The organism is Pseudomonas arvensis (assembly GCF_056688935.1).
Genome location: NZ_CP162038.1, coordinates 2,191,237 through 2,208,023 on the forward strand (window position 1 = coordinate 2,191,237; position 16,787 = coordinate 2,208,023).

At 62.2% G+C, this 16,787-nt stretch carries 20 protein-coding genes; 5 read left to right on the top strand and 15 right to left on the bottom strand.

Annotated features, from left to right (window positions below):
• Positions 1-11 precede the first annotated feature (11 nt).
• Positions 12-629 carry a TetR/AcrR family transcriptional regulator gene (locus AB3G88_RS10150; protein WP_099584491.1) on the top strand — a complete coding sequence of 206 codons (618 nt, stop codon included), beginning with the start codon at positions 12-14 and terminating at the stop codon, positions 627-629.
• A 50-nt stretch (positions 630-679) separates the two neighbouring features.
• Here AB3G88_RS10150 and AB3G88_RS10155 read toward each other — a convergent pair whose 3' ends face one another.
• The 6 genes from AB3G88_RS10155 to AB3G88_RS10180 all read right to left on the bottom strand — a co-directional run bounded on the left by AB3G88_RS10155 (position 680) and on the right by AB3G88_RS10180 (position 5,553).
• Positions 680-1,450, bottom strand: coding sequence for an SDR family oxidoreductase (locus AB3G88_RS10155; protein ID WP_191948207.1), 771 nt, complete (start codon positions 1,448-1,450; stop codon positions 680-682).
• Entirely contained in the window at positions 1,443-2,243 is an 801-nt protein-coding gene (locus AB3G88_RS10160) for an SDR family NAD(P)-dependent oxidoreductase (protein ID WP_099584493.1), read from the bottom strand. The genes AB3G88_RS10155 and AB3G88_RS10160 overlap by 8 nt, the downstream gene beginning before the upstream one ends.
• Positions 2,236-3,057: a molybdenum cofactor biosynthesis F family protein gene (locus AB3G88_RS10165; RefSeq protein WP_480453883.1), complete on the bottom strand. Its 822-nt coding sequence runs from the start codon at positions 3,055-3,057 to the stop codon at positions 2,236-2,238. Before AB3G88_RS10165 ends, AB3G88_RS10160 begins: the two co-directional genes overlap by 8 nt.
• 84 nt (positions 3,058-3,141) lie before the next feature.
• The gene (locus AB3G88_RS10170; protein WP_112194644.1) at positions 3,142-3,801 is read right to left on the bottom strand and encodes a helix-turn-helix transcriptional regulator; all 660 of its coding nucleotides are present in this window, start codon (positions 3,799-3,801) and stop codon (positions 3,142-3,144) included.
• Between the two features lie 56 nt (positions 3,802-3,857).
• On the bottom strand, positions 3,858-4,223 hold the full coding sequence (locus AB3G88_RS10175; protein WP_112194646.1) for a cupin domain-containing protein: 366 nt from the start codon (positions 4,221-4,223) through the stop codon (positions 3,858-3,860).
• A gap of 31 nt (positions 4,224-4,254) precedes the next feature.
• Positions 4,255-5,553, bottom strand: a complete 1,299-nt coding sequence (locus AB3G88_RS10180) for an NAD(P)/FAD-dependent oxidoreductase (RefSeq protein ID WP_480453885.1) — start codon at positions 5,551-5,553, stop codon at positions 4,255-4,257.
• A gap of 238 nt (positions 5,554-5,791) precedes the next feature.
• Between AB3G88_RS10180 and hpaR (AB3G88_RS10185) the strand changes: the two genes are divergently transcribed.
• Complete coding sequence (hpaR, locus tag AB3G88_RS10185) at positions 5,792-6,214, top strand: homoprotocatechuate degradation operon regulator HpaR (RefSeq protein ID WP_099584498.1); 423 nt, start codon at positions 5,792-5,794, stop codon at positions 6,212-6,214.
• 88 nt (positions 6,215-6,302) lie between these two features.
• Here hpaR (AB3G88_RS10185) and hpaI read toward each other — a convergent pair whose 3' ends face one another.
• The 8 genes from hpaI to AB3G88_RS10225 form a co-directional block, all read right to left on the bottom strand.
• Entirely contained in the window at positions 6,303-7,106 is an 804-nt protein-coding gene (gene hpaI / locus AB3G88_RS10190; RefSeq protein WP_400526272.1) for a 4-hydroxy-2-oxoheptanedioate aldolase, read from the bottom strand.
• A gap of 14 nt (positions 7,107-7,120) precedes the next feature.
• Entirely contained in the window at positions 7,121-7,924 is an 804-nt protein-coding gene (gene hpaH, locus AB3G88_RS10195; RefSeq protein WP_112194652.1) for a 2-oxo-hept-4-ene-1,7-dioate hydratase, read from the bottom strand.
• A 12-nt stretch (positions 7,925-7,936) separates the two neighbouring features.
• Positions 7,937-9,241, bottom strand: a complete 1,305-nt coding sequence (locus AB3G88_RS10200) for an MFS transporter (protein WP_191959915.1) — start codon at positions 9,239-9,241, stop codon at positions 7,937-7,939.
• Positions 9,242-9,293: 52 nt separating this feature from the next.
• Positions 9,294-9,686: a tautomerase family protein gene (locus tag AB3G88_RS10205; protein ID WP_480453886.1), complete on the bottom strand. Its 393-nt coding sequence runs from the start codon at positions 9,684-9,686 to the stop codon at positions 9,294-9,296.
• Between the two features lie 45 nt (positions 9,687-9,731).
• A complete protein-coding gene (gene hpaD / locus AB3G88_RS10210; protein WP_112194656.1) occupies positions 9,732-10,589 on the bottom strand; it encodes a 3,4-dihydroxyphenylacetate 2,3-dioxygenase in 858 nt (285 codons plus the stop codon).
• Between the two features lie 76 nt (positions 10,590-10,665).
• Positions 10,666-12,126 (bottom strand): 5-carboxymethyl-2-hydroxymuconate semialdehyde dehydrogenase, encoded by a 1,461-nt coding sequence (hpaE, locus tag AB3G88_RS10215; RefSeq protein ID WP_112194658.1) that lies wholly within the window; start codon positions 12,124-12,126, stop codon positions 10,666-10,668.
• Between the two features lie 5 nt (positions 12,127-12,131).
• Positions 12,132-12,902 (bottom strand): fumarylacetoacetate hydrolase family protein, encoded by a 771-nt coding sequence (locus tag AB3G88_RS10220; RefSeq protein ID WP_480453888.1) that lies wholly within the window; start codon positions 12,900-12,902, stop codon positions 12,132-12,134.
• Positions 12,903-12,914: 12 nt separating this feature from the next.
• Positions 12,915-13,574: a fumarylacetoacetate hydrolase family protein gene (locus tag AB3G88_RS10225; RefSeq protein ID WP_480453890.1), complete on the bottom strand. Its 660-nt coding sequence runs from the start codon at positions 13,572-13,574 to the stop codon at positions 12,915-12,917.
• A 178-nt stretch (positions 13,575-13,752) separates the two neighbouring features.
• Here AB3G88_RS10225 and hpaA point away from each other — a divergent pair, with 178 nt between their 5' ends.
• Both hpaA and hpaR (AB3G88_RS10235) read left to right on the top strand, forming a co-directional pair.
• Complete coding sequence (gene hpaA, locus AB3G88_RS10230) at positions 13,753-14,658, top strand: 4-hydroxyphenylacetate catabolism regulatory protein HpaA (RefSeq protein ID WP_480453891.1); 906 nt, start codon at positions 13,753-13,755, stop codon at positions 14,656-14,658.
• 172 nt (positions 14,659-14,830) lie between these two features.
• On the top strand, positions 14,831-15,253 hold the full coding sequence (gene hpaR, locus AB3G88_RS10235; protein ID WP_099584508.1) for a homoprotocatechuate degradation operon regulator HpaR: 423 nt from the start codon (positions 14,831-14,833) through the stop codon (positions 15,251-15,253).
• Here hpaR (AB3G88_RS10235) and AB3G88_RS10240 read toward each other — a convergent pair.
• Entirely contained in the window at positions 15,243-15,809 is a 567-nt protein-coding gene (locus tag AB3G88_RS10240; RefSeq protein WP_099584595.1) for a TetR/AcrR family transcriptional regulator, read from the bottom strand. The genes hpaR (AB3G88_RS10235) and AB3G88_RS10240 overlap by 11 nt on opposite strands.
• 145 nt (positions 15,810-15,954) lie before the next feature.
• On the opposite strand from AB3G88_RS10240, the gene AB3G88_RS10245 reads away from it, so the two are divergent.
• Positions 15,955-16,740: an SDR family NAD(P)-dependent oxidoreductase gene (locus tag AB3G88_RS10245; protein ID WP_099584509.1), complete on the top strand. Its 786-nt coding sequence runs from the start codon at positions 15,955-15,957 to the stop codon at positions 16,738-16,740.
• Positions 16,741-16,787 lie beyond the last annotated feature (47 nt).

Sequence of the window (16,787 nt, forward strand, 5' to 3'; positions counted from 1 at the left end):
TCGGTCGATCAATGAAAGCGCTCAGCCTGTCGGCCAGTAAGATTTGTGCGGTGGCGGTCGACCACTTTGCCGATCATGGATACGACGCCTCGTCGCTGAACGACATCGCGACCGGTGCGGGCATGCGCAAGGCGTCGCTGTACGCGCATTTTGTGAGCAAGGATGCGCTGTTTCAGACGGTCTTTCAGATTGCCCTGGACCACGAACATCACTACATCGCGGGGTGCTTCCAGGACGAGTCCGGGGGCACGGGGATGCCAGGGCACTTGCACCTTGAGCGCTTGATTGGCCGCTATGAAGGCTCGGCGCACCTGCGCTTTCTGCTGCGCACGGCGTACTTTCCGCCAGCGCAGATTCGCGGTGTGATTACCGCAGGATTCGAGGGGTATCTGGGCTGCATCCGTGAAGACTTCCAGCGTGCAGCACGAGGTCGGTACAGCAGGGTAGAGCCCGAGGCGCTGCAGGTGTTTTGCGATGCCTACCTGGGCATCGTCGACAGCTTGCATGTGGAGTTGATCTATTCGACGCCACAGGGTTACGTAAAGCGGTTGGCGGCGTTGTCGCGGGTGTTCGGTGATTCACTGTCGATGCTGGAAAGGGCCGGGCGTTATTCCACGAACACACCCTGATCAAAATGTAGGAGGGAGCAAGCCCCCTCCCGCAGTTGACCCGGCAGCGGCTATTTCACCTCAGGCAACGTCGACCCGCCATCTACCACAATAGTCTGCCCGGTGATGTAAGCCGCCAGGTCGGATGCCAGGAACAGCATCGCCCCGGCAATATCCTCCGGCGCGCCGAGCCTTCCGAGTGGCACGCGGCTGGCGATGTCGGCGTTGACTTGCCCATCGCCCAGGTTGCCCATGGCCGGTGTGGCAATCATCCCAGGTTCCACGCCGTTGACTCGTACCCCATCGCCGGCCAGTTCCAGCGCTGCGCTGCGGATAAACCCGTTGACCCCAGCCTTTGACGCCGCGTAGTGACTGAGGCCCGGATAGGCCACCCGTGGCCCGGTGACCGATGAGGTGACCAGCACGCAGCCGCCGCCTTGACGCTGGAACATCGGCAAGGCGGCCTGGGTCAGCCAGAACAGCGCCGAGAGGTTGACCGCGAGTGTGCGTTCCAGCACGGCGGGGGTGATCTGGGCGAAGGGGGTCAAGGGGAAGTAGCCGGCGTTGTGCACCAGGATATCCAGGCGGCCCCAGTCCTGGTCTATGGCCTTGACGGCGTCGAACACGGCGGTGGTATTCGCCAGATCAAGTGCCATGGCTTCGACCCGGCAGCCCCGCACGCACAAGTCTTCGGCCAGTGCCTGGGCTTGCGCCAGGCGCAGGTCGGCGATCATCACGCGCGCGCCGCGCCAGGCGAACGCCTCGACGATAGCCTGGCCGATGCCTTGGGCGCCGCCGGTGACCAGCACGGTTTTGCCGCTGAAATTCAAGTCTTCAGCCATGGGCAGTCTCCAGATGGGCATAGGCCAGCGTCGGTACGTCGACGATGCTCGAACCGCCGTCCGCGACCACGCTTGCGCCGGTGATGATCGAGGCATCGGGGCTGGCGAGGAAGCGGCACACCTTGGCGATTTCGTCAGCGCTGGCGGGGCGGCGCAACGGCACGTCGGCGCAGACGCGGGCATAGGCTTGCGGCAAGGTGTCACCGTAGAAGTCCATCAACGGCTGCATCTCCTGATCGGCCATCGGCGTGGTCACCCAGCCTGGGCACACTGCGTTCACCCTGACTCCACGCGGCCCATAGTCCCGTGCCAACGAGCGGTTAAGCCCGAGCAGCGCATGCTTGGCGGTGGTGTAGCCGCAGACTTCAGGCCCGGCGGCCAGGGCGGCGATGGAGCCGAGCAGCACGATATTGCCGGCGTTTTCGATCAGCAGCGGCAGGCAGGCGCGGGCGCTGTAGAACGCGCTGTCCAGGTTGCTGCGCAAGGCGGCTTCCCAGGTGGACGGGCTGGTTTGGCTGGCGCTGCCGACGCCGTGCCCACCGGCACACGCCAGCAGCACGTCGAGTCGGCCATAGCGCGTGCGAATGTGCGCGATAAACCCTTCCCAGGTATCGGGGCAGGCCGCATCTCCGACCAGGACCAGGCCACCGGTTTCCCCGGCCACCTGTTCCAACGGCTCGCGGCGCCGGCCGATCAGGACCAGGTTGGCCCCCTCGGCGGCGTACAACCGGGCGCAGGCGGCGCCGATGCCGGTACCTGCGCCGGTGATGACGACGGTGCGTGGGTCAGGCATCGGGATACTCCGTGCGGTTGAGCACTTGGCAATAGGAACTGACCGGAAAGTTCGACAGCTCAGCGAAGGACGCATCGGCATAACCGAAGATCTTGCCGTCGCTGCGGTGCTGTTGCAGGTCGATCAAGACCAGGCCCAGGGTCGGGATGATTTTTTCGCGCCAGACAAACAGGTACAGCTCCTCGGCGATTTTGTAGTAGTGGCAGCGGTCGGTATCGCACAGGCCTTGCTCAACGCCCTTGATGCATTGCCAGGCGTAGAACTGATCGTTCAAGTAGATGTGCTCGTACACTTCGCTGGGGCTGTAGCGATACAGATTGCGCAAACCGGTCAGTTCCTGGGTTGGCGCGTGAGGGCAAATCCCGGGCTGCCAGGGTTGATCCAGGCTGCCGTGCAGGAAGTCCACCTCAACCGAGGTCAATGCCTTGCCGGCCAGGGCGCGGCTGTAGAGGCCTTCTTCAGTCTGCTCGCGGCGCGGCATGCGGCCGATCACGGCGGTGAACGACGCTGTGGCCGTGTCCAGCACCAGGCTGATCGACCACGCCTGGCCGGCTTCGTGCTTGATGAAGTCGACCAGGTACAGCCCCGGCCGCACCGACGTGGCGCGGTAGGCCGCCGAACCGCTGGTATGTCCATCGGCGGCATGCCAGTGCAGCGCTTCGGTCTCGAAGCGGTGCTCGATCTGCCAGCCATTGGCGAAGTGCAGGGTGAAGGTCTTGCCGTTGAGGTCGGCGAGGTTGGGCAGGATGAACGCGTCAGGCGCGAAACCGTCGGCGAGCGCGCCTACGGTGATCCAGTCGGATGGGGTGGTCATAGCATGGCTCCGGTGGGTTGGATGGACAACCCGGAGCATGGGCTGGAGCCGCGCGCCCGCCTATCAACCGAATGGTTGAGCCCGCTACAGAAACAGTGCCGTCACCAGTTCGGTGCGGTTGCTCACGCCCGCCTTGCGGAACAGATGGATCAGGTGGGTCTTGATGGTGGGCAGGCCGATGTCCAGCTCCAGCGCCAGTTGCTTGTTGCTTGCGCCTTGCCGCAACAACCACGCGATCTGGCGTTCTTTGGGGGTGAAGGCAGCCAATGCATCGTCACAGGGCTGCATGTTGGCCACCGCCATTTGCAGCAAGGCCTGCAAGGCATTGAGTTGCGCCAATTGGTCGGGGGTAAAGGCGCCTTGTGCGGCGGTGCGCAGTAACGAAATGGCGGCCTGAGGCTGGTGGGCGCGATGGGCGACAATTTCCACCACGTCGACCACTCCGTAACGCGCCAGAAAGTCCCGATAGCGGCGGCTGTCACGCAGGGGTTGCCGGGCCATGGCCAGACCCAGCGGGACCACGGCGAGCCCGGTGGACAGGCAATTGCGCGGTTGCAACGGGTCGAACTGTCGGTAGTTGTCCAGGTAGTCGCGGTGCATCTCGCCACTCATGCCGTGCAGCCGGAAGTCGCGGGCTTGAAGCTGGCGGTCGACACAATAGAACGCCGCCTGGCTGGCGGGCACGAGCTGGGTGAACGCCTGCAGGCAATGGCCGGCGACTTCCTGAGCGGGGATGGCGTGCATGGTCGGTCACCTGCGCCGGAGAAAACGCTGCCGACCGAAGCCGGCAGCCAGAACCATCAGACAACTGCGAAATAATGCTTCACAAAACTCTCGCTCACAACCTCCCACAGCACCGCCGTGCCCTTGGTCACGAACCAGCTGTCGCCGGCCTTGTAGCGGGTGCTCTGGCCGGTGCTTTCATCGGTCAACACCACTTCGCCGGTGACCACGGTGGCCTGTTCCGCGAATGGGTAAACCATGCGGAACTTGCCTTGGGTGGTGCCGAAATAGGCACTGCTGACCGGGTCGGTCGGTGCGCCAAAGGTCATTTTGCCGAAAGCGTTGACTTCGCCTTCAAGGATTTCGGAACCGAGGTCGGCAACAGTGCCCCAGGCATCGAGGTCGGATAATTGGATGTCTTTCTTGAGCGTGGTAATGGGCATGGCAGTTCTCCTGAGAATGAAACGGTGGGCATCAACGACGACCGTTGAAGTAACCCGACAGTTGATGAAGGCTTTTGCCGGCGGTCAGCAGCAGTGGGCGGATATGGTCCTTGCCCAGGATCTGCGCATGCTTGACCGAACTGATCAGGTCGTAGCGCGATGAGCCTTCGCTCATGCCTTCGGCCAGGACCTTGCAGATGATGTGGCTGGGCGTGACGCCAAAGCCGGCGTAACCCTGCACGTAAAAGGCATTCGGGCGGCCGCTGAGGGTGCCGATCTGCGGAAACAGGTTGGCCCCGGTCGCCATCGGGCCGCCCCAGGCCAGGTCGATCTTCACGTCCTTGAGGTACGGGAAAATCTTCAGCATCAGGTTGCGGTTCCAGGCCTTGAGGTCCAGCGGGATGTGCTCGACAAACGGCGTGGCGGCGCCGAACAGCAGGCGGTTTTCGTTGGTGACGCGGTAGTAGTCGATCACCGGGCGAATGTCGCTGTAGGCGCCGCGTATAGGGCTGATGCGCTGGATCATCTCGTCCGACAGCGGTTCGGTCATCAACTGGAAGGCGTAGGTGTTGACGGTGGTCTTGTGCAGCTCGGGTTCGAGTTTGTTGAGGAAACTGTCACAGGCCCACAGCAATTTGGACGCCTTGACCGAGCCGCGCCCGGTGCGCACGGTGATGCGCTCGCCATAACTCACTTCCAGCGCCGGGCTGTGCTCATAGATGCGCACGCCATGGCTGGCCAGCGCCTTGGCTTCGCCCAGCAGCAGGTTGAGCGAGTGCACATGCCCGCCGCCCATGTGCAGCAACGCGCTGGTATAGGCGTCGGAACCAATGATCTGCTTGACCTCGGAGCCGCCCAGAAAGCGGATTTCATCCTGGGTATTGATCGACTTGAAGTCTTTCTCCCAGGCGCGCAGGGTTTTTTCCTGGCGGGCGTTGAAGCCCATGTAGCCGTAGCCGTGGCAGAAGTCGGCGTTGATCGCGTATTTGGCGATGCGGTCCTTGATGATGCCGGCGCCCAGCTCGCTGATTTCAAAGATCTGGCGCAGGCCTTCGTCGCCCACTTGTTGCTTGATCTTTTCCAGGTCATGGCCGATCCCCGCCATGATCTGCCCGCCGTTGCGGCCCGTGCCGCCAAAGCCCAGGTAGCGCGCTTCGAGCACCACAATGTTGGTGATGCCTTTTTCAGCAAGTTCCAGGGCGGTGTTGATGCCGGAGAAACCGCCACCAATCACTACCACGTCGGCTTCCACGTCCTGTTCAAGGGTCGGGAAGCTGAGGTTGTATTTCTTGGTTGCCGAGTAGTAGGTCGGCGTTTCGATATTGATCATGGCGCAGCCTGGAAAAGTGAAGGGAAACTCACTGCAGAGCCGATAAACAGCTCTGTGCCTGTTGGGGTGTATTAACTGCCTTCCGAGCGGTAGGTGTCTTGATTCTGTGTGCCGCCGGTCTTGACCGTGGCTGCCAATGTCACCCATGGATCCCGCACGGCGGTAAAGCTGCACACGGCGACTGATGGCCAATGCTAGAATGTTGTTAATCTGTTAACTAATTGCGACGCCAGTGCCCATGCCCAAACCGCGCCAATCCTTGACCCTTACTTTGCTCCATGCGCGTGAAGCCGCCATGGGTTTTTTTCGTCCGTCCCTTAACCAGCACGGTTTGACCGAGCAGCAATGGCGGGTCATTCGCATCCTGAGCCAGCACGATGAGCTGGAGATCAATCGCCTGGCAGAGCTGGCGTGCATCCTCAAACCAAGCATGACGGGTGTGCTGGTGCGCATGGAGGCGGCAGGGATGGTTGAGCGGCGCAAAGCGCAGCAGGATCAGCGGCGGGTGCTGGTGCGGTTGGCCGAGAAGGGGCAGGCCTGTTTCGCTTCGATGAGCCAATGTATGGAGGCCAATTATCAGCGTTTGCAGGCCGGGTTCGGCGAGGAGAAGTTGCAGACGCTGCTGACGTTGCTCAATGAGCTCAAAACCCTGAAGCGCTGATAACCGATCTCCCTATGTGGGAGGGTGCAAGCCCCCTCCCACATTTGGACTGATATTCGGCTCTAAGGCCTCGGTGACCTTCGCATCGTCAATAGATAGCACCAGCGGTGCTTGCGGGCGCCGGTGCATCTTTGAACGCCGCCGCCAGGCTTTGCAGTCCACGCATCAGCACCGTAGTGTCCACGCCTACCGCCACGAACGCCGCACCCAGTTCGATGTAACGCCGGGCCAATGCCTGATCAGCGCTCAGAATCCCGGCCGCCTTGCCTGCCTTGCGGATACGGGCGATGGCGTCTTCAATCGCCGCCTGCACTTCAGGGTGACCGGGGTTGCCGCGATAACCCATTGAGGCGCTGAGGTCAGCAGGGCCAATAAACACCCCATCCACACCCTCTACCGCCGCAATCGCATCCAGGTTGGCCAGGCCTTCGCGGCTTTCGATCTGCACCAGCAGGCACATCTGCTCGTCGGCTTTGTCGAGGTAACCGGCAATGCTGTTCCAGCGCGACGCCCGTGCCAGCGCGCTGCCGACGCCGCGCACGCCGTTGGGCGGGTAGTGGATCGCTTTGACCAGTTCCCGGGCCTGCGTGGCGCTTTCCACCATCGGCACCAGCAACGTCTGTACGCCGATGTCGAGCACTTGCTTGATCAGCGCGGTGTCGCCGATGACCGGGCGGATCACCGGATGGCTGGGGTAGGGTGCCACGGCCTGGAGCTGACCGAGCATGCCGCGCAGGTCGTTGGGGGCGTGTTCGCCGTCGATCAACAGCCAGTCGAAGCCAGCGTTGGCGGCCAGTTCCGCGCAGTAGGCATCGGACAATCCCAGCCACAGGCCAATCTGCGGTTCGCCGCTGTGCAGGCGTTGCTTGAAGGTGTTGATAGGCATATCCATCGAGCAATCTCCGGTTAAACGAAACGGCAGGCGATCGAGCCCAGCATGTCGTAGTCGACATGGAAGGTATCGCCAGGGTTGGCCGCCACCGGCCGGGTGAAGGAGCCACCGAGGATGATTTGCCCAGGTTGCAGGGTCACGTCATAGGCGGCGAGTTTATTGGCGAGCCAGGCCACGCCTTTGGCGGGGTGATTGAGCACAGCGGCCGACACGCCGGATTCTTCGATCACGCCATTGCGGTAGAGCACTGCGGGCACTTTGCGCAGGTCGATTTCGGTGGGGCGCACGGCGCGTCCGCCCATGACCACGCCAGCGTTGGCAGCGTTGTCGGAGATGGTGTCGAACACCTTGCGCGTGGCATTGGTATGCGGGTCGATCTGCTGGATGCGGGCGTCGATGATTTCCAGCGCCGGGATCACCCACTCGGTGGCGTCCAGTACATCAAACACCGTCACGTTCGGCCCTTTGAGCGGTTTGCCCAGGATGAACGCCAATTCCACTTCGACCCGCGGCACGATAAAACGCTCGAAGGGAATATCGGTGCCCTCATCGAAGAACATGTCATCGAGTAGCGCGCCGTAATCCGGCTCGGTGATGTTGGATGACACCTGCATGGCGCGGGAAGTCAGGCCGATCTTGTGGCCGACCAGCTTGCGCCCGTCCTTGATCTTCTGGGCGACCCAGGCGCGCTGGATCGCGTAGGCGTCTTCGATGGTGATCGCCGGGTGCTCCAGGGAAAACTGGCGCACCTGTTCCCGTGACCGTTCGGCCTGGTCGAGGCGGGCGGCGGCTTGCTGGATAAGCTGTTGATCAAGCATGACAAGGGTCTCTCAGTGAGGGTTGACGATGGCGGCTTGGGTGCGCAGCACCAGCAAACCACCGAGTGCAATCAGCAGCGCCAGGGCGTAAAGGGCCAGGCTGGCGCTGTGGGTGGTGTCGCGCATCCAGCCGATCAGGTAGGGCGCGAAAAAGGACGCGATGCTGCCGAAGGAGCTGATCAAGGCAATGCCGGCGGCCTGGGTGGTGTTGGACAGGAACGCCGGCGGCAACTGCCAGAACATCGGCAACGCCGCGCTGGCGCCCATGCCGGCGAGGATCAGTCCGCCCAGCACCAGGACCGGATTGGCGGGGGCGAGCCCGGCGATGGCAATGCCGGCGGCCGCCATCAGCAAGGGCACGCACAGGTGCCAGCGGCGTTCACGCTGGCGATCCGACGAACGCCCGCAACCGATCATGAAAAAGCAGCCCGCCAGGTAGGGCACCGCGCTGAGCAGCCCGACCTTGCCGTCGCTGCCGACGCCAGCGCCGTGGATCAGCGTCGGCATCCAGAACGCCAGGGTGTTGACCGCCAGCATCACCGCGAAATACACCGCCACCAGCAGCCACACTTGCGGGTTGCGCAGAATCGCGGAAAACGAGGTGATGGATTTGCGCTGTTCCTCGGTGTGCAGTTGCTCGCGCAATTGTTGTTTTTGCCCAGGCGTCAGCCAGGTGACGGTTTCGAAACTGTCCGGCAGGCACTTGAGTACCACCAGCCCGAGCAGGATGACCGGCGCGCCCTCGATGACAAACATCCACTGCCAGCCGCGCAGGCCGCCCAGGTCATGAAAATGCTCAAGGATGCCGCCCGACAGCGGCCCGCCAATCACCCCGGCCATGGGCACGGCAATCGCAAACAGCGCGGTGACTTGCGCACGTCGACCGGCGGGATACCAGCGGTTCAAGAACACCAGAATGCCAGGGAAGAAACCCGCCTCGGCCACCCCGAGCAAGAAGCGCAGCACATAGAAGCCCGTGGCGCTGTCGACCATGAACATGCAGGTCGACAATGCGCCCCACACCACCATCAGTGTGGCGATCCAGCGCCTCGGGCCGACACGGTCCAGGGCCATGTTGCTCGGCACGCCGAACAGCGCGTAGGCGACGAAAAACAGACCGGCGCCGAAGCCGTAGACCGTGTCGCTGAAATTCAGGTCGGCGCTCATTTGCATCTTGGCAAAGCCGATATTGATGCGGTCGAGGTGGGCGAAGAGGTAGCAGATCAGCAACAGCGGCATCAGCCGCCAGGTGATGGTGCCGTGGGTGCGGTCGCGGGCGACGCTGCCGAGGCTGTCGGCGGTATTGGCTGTGCTCATGGTTTTATACTTTTTGTCTGAGAAGGCCGATGGCGTGAGCAGGCGGGGCTTGCTAGCCCACCTGCGCCTTGAGGAAGGCGTGCACGTTGTTCTGCTTGAAGTTGAGCTGCTCGTGCAGTTCGATCATTTCAAACGACAAGGCCAGCAGGCGTTGGGCCTGAAGCGCGGCAAAGTGCCCGGTGATCACCTCGAAGAGCTGTTCGGCGACCTTCTGCCGGGTTGCCAGGTCGCGACCGTGGCCGACCTTGAGGGTCATGTGCACGAAGGCGTAGTCGTGCTTGCCATCGGCCATGCGCCAGGTGTCCAGACGCACGCCACGGCTGCGGATGCCGCCCAGCGGGAATACGCCGCTGTTGCCCAGGGTGGCGTGGACTTTTTCAAACAGGCCGGGCAAGTCCGCCTGCTGTTCGATGTTGTCGGTGTATTCAGCGATGAAATGGGGCATGAATGGCTCCTTCAGGCCACACGGCGACACCGTGCGGCCATACGGTCAAACAGGGAAAACAGCGTTGATCTGCCCGGTGCCCGAGCTGCCAAACGGCGCGGTGATGATCTCGGCAGGCTTGTCATAATCCGGCCCGCCAAGCAGCCCGAGGAGCATTGCGGTGTCGTGCATCTTGCCTTCGCCAAAGCAGTGTTCGGCATAGTCCGGCAGCATGGCGCAGAACTCTTTCCAGCGGCCCTGGCGCCAGAGTTCCACCACATGCAGGTCGACCTGTTTGTCGAATTCCCGCGTCCAGTTATGGATATTGGCTTCGGCATTGCGGTCGTCGGAGAACCGGTGCGACAGCGAACCCGAGGCCAGCACCACGACTTTGCGGTCGCTCTTTTCGATGGCCCGGCGCACGGCGGCGCCAAAGGTGAAGCTGTCTTGCAGGCGATGCCAGGCGCACCAGGCGGCGATCGACACGACATTGAATTTCTGATCTTCAGGCACGCCCATGTGCATGTAGCGCATCGGCACCAGCGTGCCGTATTCCAGCTCCAGGCTGGGGATGTTGTGGGCCAGGGTGCGCACGTCGGCGGCGTTGGCTTCAGCGGCGATCAGTTCGCCCAGCTCCGGGCAGCCTGGGTATTCGTAGTCCATGTTTTTGATGAAGTGCGGCAGCTCGTTGCTGGTGTAGGTGCCCTTGAAGTGCTCGCCGCTGTTGACGTGATAGGCGCTATTGACCAGCCAGTGCACATCGAACACCACGGCGGTATCGGCGCCCAGTTCGCGGGCGCGGCGCCCGATTTCCTTGTGGCCGGCAATCGCCGCTTCACGGCAGCCGTGGTGCTTGCCGGGCAGCTCCGACAAATACATCGAGGGTACATGGCAGATTTTCGCAGCCAGGACGACTTCGCCCATGATGATTCTCCTGAATAATTATTCTTGTCTTGGGGGCTTCGGGTGATGAGGGAGCAAGCTCCCTCGCCGGTCTAAATCAGACGCCCCAGCGTGGAATGTGATGGCTGCCCATCGAGATGCACACGTTCTTGATCTCGGCGAACACCTCGAAGCTGTATTGGCCGCCTTCACGGCCGGTGCCGGAGCCTTTCACGCCACCGAACGGCTGGCGCAGGTCGCGTACGTTCTGGCTGTTGATGAACACCATGCCGGCTTCGATGCCATACGCCAGACGATGCGCCTTGCCGATGTCCTGGGTCCAGATATACGACGCCAGGCCATACTCGGTTTCGTTGGCCAGCTTGAGGGCTTCGGCTTCGTCCTTGAAGGGAATCAGGCACACCACCGGGCCGAAGATTTCTTCCTGGGCAATGCGCATGCTGTTGCTCACGTCAGCGAACACCGTCGGCTGGATAAACTGGCCTTTGCTCAAGTGCGCCGGCAAGTTGGCCGGGCGTTCCAGGCCGCCGGCGAGGAGGGTGGCGCCTTCTTCAAGGCCGATCTTGATGTAGCCGGTGACCTTGTCGTAGTGGGCTTGGGTGATCATCGAGCCGACTTGGGTTTTCGGGTCTTGCGGGTCGCCGACGATCAAGCGTTTGGCGCGGGCGGCAAACTCGGCGACGAACTGCGGGTACACGCTTTCCTGGATAAAGATCCGGCTGCCGGCGGTGCAGCGTTCGCCATTGAGCGAGAAGATCGTGAACAGTGCCGCGTCGAGTGCGCGTTCCAGGTCGGCGTCTTCAAAGATCAGCACCGGCGACTTGCCGCCCAGTTCCATGGAGTACTTTTTCAGGCCGGCGGTCTGCATGATCTTCTTGCCGGTGGCGGTGCCGCCGGTGAAGGAAATCGCACGTACATCCGGGTGACGCACCAACGCATCACCGGCCGTGGCGCCGTAGCCCTGGATCACGTTCAACACGCCGTTGGGAATGCCGGCTTCCACGGCCAGGCGCCCCAGTTCGTTGGCGGTCAATGGCGACAGTTCGGACATCTTCAGCACGGCGGTATTGCCCAGCGCCAGGCATGGCGCGGTCTTCCAGGTGGCCGTCATGAACGGCACGTTCCACGGCGACACCAGCGCGCAGACACCCACCGGTTGGTACAGGGTGTAGTTGAGCATCTGGTCGTCGACCGGGTAGCTGTGGCCGTCCATGCGCGTGCAGACTTCGGCGAAGAAATCGAAGTTGTGCGAAGCGCGGGGGATCAACACGTTTTTGGTCTGGTGGATTGGGAGGCCGGTGTCGAGGGTTTCCAGCTCGGCCAGGTGCGGCACGTTCTGTTCGATCAGTTCACCCAGCTTGCGCATCAGGCGCGCACGTTCTTTGGCCGGCGTGCCTGCCCACTTCGGAAAGGCTTCCTTGGCGGCGGCTACGGCCTGGGCCACTTCTTCGGCGCCGCCGCTGGCGACTTCACCGATGGCGTCGCCGGTGGCCGGGTTGTAGTTGACGAACACGTCTTTGCTTTCGACCTCACGGCCGTTGATCCAGTGTTTGATCATGCTGCTCAAGCCTCTTTACGGGCGCTGAAGAACGCCGCTTCGCTGACAATTCGATTGACCAGGCGGCCGACGCCTTCGACTTCCACCACCACTTCATCACCGGGCACCACGTCTGCCAGGCCTTCCGGCGTGCCGGTGGCGATCATGTCGCCGGGCTGCAAGGTCATGAAGCTGGACAGGTATTCGATCAGGTAGGGGATGTCGAAAATCATGTCCTTGGTGCTGCCTTCCTGGCGCAGTTCACCGTTGATCCAGGTGCGCAGGGTCAGGTTGCTCGGGTCTGGCACGTCGGCCACGTCGACGATCCACGGACCGACCGGCGTGGTGGCGTCGCGGTTTTTCACGCGCAGGTTGGGGCGGTAGTAGTTTTCCAGGTAGTCGCGGATCGCGTAGTCGTTGCACACCGTGTAGCCCGCCACGTAGTCCAGCGCGTCCGCGCGTTTGACGTTGCGTGCCGGCTTGCCGATGACGGCCACCAGTTCGCACTCGTAGTGCATGTAGGCGACGTTGTCCGGGCGCCAGGTCACCTGGTTGTGGCCGGTGTAGGTGCCTGGCGACTTGATGAAAGCCAGCGGCTCGGTCGGTGGCTTGAACGCCAACTCGGCGGCGTGATCGGCGTAGTTCAAGCCCAGGGCAAACATGCTGCCGGTGGCCGGTGGCAGCCATTGCACTTGATCTTCGGCCAGCAGGCGACCATCGGCCAGGCGCACGGCGTTGTGGTCTTCGACGTGGGCGAGGTGGATCTGGTCTTCAAACTGGATACGGGCGTGTTTCATGGAAGCTCCTGTTTACTCGGCCACGACGTGGTTGACGAGGCGGCCCAAACCGCTGATTTCGACTTCGACGGTGTCACCCGGCTGCACATCGACGCGACCTTCCGGTGTGCCGGTGATCAGCACGTCGCCGGCGTACAGGGTCATGAACTCGCTGATTTCGGCGATCAGCAACGCAATGCTGCGCACGAAGTTGGCCGTGGTGTTGTGCTGGCGAATCTCGCCGTTGACGTACAGCGTGATTGCCAGGCTGTGCGGGTCGGCGACCTGGGCGGTGGGTACCAACTCTGGCCCGATGGCGCAGAAACCATCCCGGCATTTGGCTTTGACGGCGGGGCGGTAGTAGCTGTCTTCCGGCAGGCTGAATTCATTGATGATGGTGAATCCGGCGACGTAATCGAGCGCGTCGGCCTGGCTGACGCGGCTGGCACTCTTGGCCATCACCACCCCCAAGGCCGGGCCGGGTTGCAAGCGTTCGCCCTGGCCTGGGTGCACAACGTTGGCGCCGTGCTGGTTGCGCGTATTGGGCGTCTTGATAAACAGCACCGGCTTGACCGGAGGCTTCTGGTACGGCGGTTGTTCGAATTCGGCGAGGTGCTGTTTCAGCAACCCCTGGTAGTTCAGCGCGACCCCAAAAAGGGTGCCCGTCGCGACGTCATGCAAGGCGCGGCTCATGCGTTCTCCTGGCAGAGCCATGGGGCCCTGTATTTCGTTAATGTGTTAACAGTTATAATTAAGATGTTAACTATCGTCAAGCGTGGCACACTCTCGATGCGGTGGTTGTGCGGCCCGAATCGATGCAGGATGAGCGTGGCAGCACCCCGCCAATCAGAATAAAAACGAGTAGCGTGCGATGACCGACCGGCAACCCATCCCGAACATCAACATTGGCCAGGTGTACGACCAGCGCTACAGCGACGCGCAGGTCCATTACGACCGGCTGGCCAACCTGGCGGGGTTTTTCGGGCGCAATATGCCGGTCCACCGCCACGACCGGTTCTTCCAGGTGCACTACGTGAAAAGCGGCACGGTGCGCGTCTATCTGGATGACCAGCAGTACGTCGAGTCGGGGCCGATGTTCTTTCTCACGCCGCCTACCGTGCCGCACGCCTTTGTGACTGAGGCCGACAGCGACGGGCATGTGTTGACGGTGCGTCAGCAACTGGTCTGGCAACTGATCGATGCCGACCCCAGCCTCGCGCCAGCGGGCGCGCAACTGCCGGCCGCGTGTGTGGCGCTGGCGCAGTTGGGGCCGCACTACACGAGTGAAATCCGCCGCCTGGATTTTTTGTTCGAGGCACTCAGCGAAGAGGTCGAGGCCCCGCGTCCAGGGCACAGTGCGGCCCTGGACAGCCTGACGCGCTTGATCATGATCAGCCTGTTGCGGCTGTGCTCCCACTCGCTCAAAGCCACGCCGGCGCGGCATGAAGACTTGAGGATTTTCCACCGTTTCAACGAGTTGATTGAAGGGCACTACCAGCAGCACTGGCCGTTGTCGCGGTATGCGCAAGGCATCGGGGTGACCGAGGCACGGCTCAACGATGTGTGCCGGCGTATCGCCGACCTGCCGTCCAAGCGCCTGATCCTGGAGCGGCTCATGCAGGAGGCCAAGCGGCTGCTGATGTTCACGGGCAGCTCCGCCAATGAAATCTGCTACCAGCTCGGCTTCAAGGACCCGGCCTATTTCAGTCGGTTTTTCCAGCGCTACGCACAGCTCACTCCGGGGGAGTACCGCCAGCGGCAATTGGGTTTGCGTTGAGCCAGGCATGGGGGAGTGCGCCTTGGTCTTGTTGATCTTGTACGGATCAGCATGACCAGCTCAGCGGTGCGACAGAATGGCTTTTACACGGAACCGATTGCACTTTTCACAGGCTTGCACCTGCTGGCCCGCGACACTAAGCTGCCGACTCGCCCCTCCAACTGGTGCCGATATGGCCAACCCCCGACCGTCGCTGACCCTGACCCTGCTGCAAGCGCGTGAAGCCGCAATGGCTTTTTTCCGACCAGCGCTGAACCAGCACGAACTGACCGAACAACAGTGGCGCGTCATTCGCATACTGCACCAGCAGGGTGAACTCGAAAGCCATCAACTGGCCCAGCAGGCGTGCATTCTCAAGCCGAGCATGACCGGCGTGCTCAGCCGCCTGGAACGTGATGGCCTGGTGCGTCGGCAGAAGTCCAGCCAGGATCAGCGCCGTGTGTTTGTCGACCTGACCGAACGCGGCCAGCAGTGCTTCGTCTCCATGAGTGCGGGCATGGAAAGCAACTACCAGAAAATCGAGGCGCAGTTTGGCGCGGAGAAAATGGAGCAATTGCTGGGTTTGCTCAATGAGCTGAAAAATATCAAGCCTTGAGGGCTGATTCGTCAGCGAGCAACGCCCTGCGGCAAACCTCCAGGATTTCATCCGCCAATGGCGAGTCGTCAGGGCAGGCGCGGGATAACACAATAGCGCCGATGGCATGGGCGAACCGGTTGATCATCTGTGCCCGAACGTCCTCATCCTGCCCGCCAGCGTCCTGTTGAAGGGCGGCCAGCGCGTTGTCGATGCCTTCGGCGAACGTCGCCTTGACCGTTTCTGACTGGCGCGCGGCATCCCCGCACAGGGCCGACATCGTGCAACCCTGGCCGGGCGCATCCCGGTGCTCCCTGGACACGTAACGATTGAAGAACTCATCGGCGCCAAGCCCCGCGCTGTCGGTCAGCGATTGGCACAGCCCGCTGGCGGCAGCTTCAGCCATCAAGTCGGCCTTTGACCCGAAGTGCTTGTAGAACCCGCCATGGGTGAATCCGGCTTCGGCCATCAGGTCGGCCACGCCGACGCCGTCATAACCGCGCTCGCGGAACAACCGGGAGGCCGTTTCGACGATGTGCGCCCGGTTTAACTGCACTTGTGCCTTGCTGACCCTCATACCCTGACCCTCGCTGCTGACCACTGTTTTCTGCGCCTTACTATACATTGATGTCGATCAGCATCAAAACCATTGACGAATAAGATTATGATCGACATCATAAAGGCCGTCCCACCTAATCGTTGTTAACCTAGAGAGCACAGCCATGACGAACGCTTCTTCTATCCTGATCACCGGCGCGTCCAGCGGTATTGGCGCCACCTACGCCGAGCGCTTTGCCCAGCGCGGCCACGACCTGGTGCTGGTTGCCCGCGACAAGGCGCGGCTGGACACCCTGGCTGCGCGCTTGCGTCAGGAACATGGCGTGGCGGTGGATGTGCTGCAGGCCGATCTCACTCAGCAAGCGGACCTGGCTGTTGTTGAAGCACGCCTGCGCGATGACACGCGCATCGGCGTGCTGATCAACAACGCAGGCGCCGCCCAAACGGGAGATTTCATGGCACAGACAGGCGAAAGCATCGAGCAACTGATCGCGCTGAACGTCACCTCGCTGACGCGGCTCGCCCGGGCAATTGCCCCGAGATTGGCAGAGGCCGGCGAAGGCGCCATCGTGAATATCGGCTCGGTGGTCGGCCTGGCACCGGAGTTGGGAATGACGCTGTATGGCGCGACCAAGGCGTTCGTGCAATTCCTGTCCCAGGGCATGAGTCTGGAACTTTCCGGCAAGGGTGTTTATGTACAGGCAGTACTGCCGGCAGCCACTCGCACGGAAATCTGGGAACGCTCGGGCATCGACATCAACACGCTGCCGGAGGTCATGGAGGTGGGCGAGCTGGTGGATGCCGCACTGATCGGCTTCGACCGCCGCGAACTCGTGACCATACCGCCGCTGCATGACGCGGCGCGCTGGGACAGCCTCCAGTCTGCGCGTCAGGGGCTGCTGTCGGAACTGCGTCAGGCCCACGCCGCCGAGCGCTATCGTCCTCAATAATAATGTGCAATCGCGTACCGCCGACTTACTCCGTACAGAGCTGATCC

Bases quoted from the DNA above. Each gene is read 5' to 3' on its own strand.
- AB3G88_RS10150 (WP_099584491.1), top strand. From the start codon at position 12: ATGAAAGCGCTCAGCCTGTCGGCCAGTAAGATTTGTGCGGTGGCGGTC.
- AB3G88_RS10155 (WP_191948207.1), bottom strand. From the start codon at position 1,450: ATGGCTGAAGACTTGAATTTCAGCGGCAAAACCGTGCTGGTCACCGGC.
- AB3G88_RS10160 (WP_099584493.1), bottom strand. From the start codon at position 2,243: ATGCCTGACCCACGCACCGTCGTCATCACCGGCGCAGGTACCGGCATC.
- AB3G88_RS10165 (WP_480453883.1), bottom strand. From the start codon at position 3,057: ATGACCACCCCATCCGACTGGATCACCGTAGGCGCGCTCGCCGACGGT.
- AB3G88_RS10170 (WP_112194644.1), bottom strand. From the start codon at position 3,801: ATGCACGCCATCCCCGCTCAGGAAGTCGCCGGCCATTGCCTGCAGGCG.
- AB3G88_RS10175 (WP_112194646.1), bottom strand. From the start codon at position 4,223: ATGCCCATTACCACGCTCAAGAAAGACATCCAATTATCCGACCTCGAT.
- AB3G88_RS10180 (WP_480453885.1), bottom strand. From the start codon at position 5,553: ATGATCAATATCGAAACGCCGACCTACTACTCGGCAACCAAGAAATAC.
- hpaR (WP_099584498.1), top strand. From the start codon at position 5,792: ATGCCCAAACCGCGCCAATCCTTGACCCTTACTTTGCTCCATGCGCGT.
- hpaI (WP_400526272.1), bottom strand. From the start codon at position 7,106: ATGGATATGCCTATCAACACCTTCAAGCAACGCCTGCACAGCGGCGAA.
- hpaH (WP_112194652.1), bottom strand. From the start codon at position 7,924: ATGCTTGATCAACAGCTTATCCAGCAAGCCGCCGCCCGCCTCGACCAG.
- AB3G88_RS10200 (WP_191959915.1), bottom strand. From the start codon at position 9,241: ATGAGCACAGCCAATACCGCCGACAGCCTCGGCAGCGTCGCCCGCGAC.
- AB3G88_RS10205 (WP_480453886.1), bottom strand. From the start codon at position 9,686: ATGCCCCATTTCATCGCTGAATACACCGACAACATCGAACAGCAGGCG.
- hpaD (WP_112194656.1), bottom strand. From the start codon at position 10,589: ATGGGCGAAGTCGTCCTGGCTGCGAAAATCTGCCATGTACCCTCGATG.
- hpaE (WP_112194658.1), bottom strand. From the start codon at position 12,126: ATGATCAAACACTGGATCAACGGCCGTGAGGTCGAAAGCAAAGACGTG.
- AB3G88_RS10220 (WP_480453888.1), bottom strand. From the start codon at position 12,902: ATGAAACACGCCCGTATCCAGTTTGAAGACCAGATCCACCTCGCCCAC.
- AB3G88_RS10225 (WP_480453890.1), bottom strand. From the start codon at position 13,574: ATGAGCCGCGCCTTGCATGACGTCGCGACGGGCACCCTTTTTGGGGTC.
- hpaA (WP_480453891.1), top strand. From the start codon at position 13,753: ATGACCGACCGGCAACCCATCCCGAACATCAACATTGGCCAGGTGTAC.
- hpaR (WP_099584508.1), top strand. From the start codon at position 14,831: ATGGCCAACCCCCGACCGTCGCTGACCCTGACCCTGCTGCAAGCGCGT.
- AB3G88_RS10240 (WP_099584595.1), bottom strand. From the start codon at position 15,809: ATGAGGGTCAGCAAGGCACAAGTGCAGTTAAACCGGGCGCACATCGTC.
- AB3G88_RS10245 (WP_099584509.1), top strand. From the start codon at position 15,955: ATGACGAACGCTTCTTCTATCCTGATCACCGGCGCGTCCAGCGGTATT.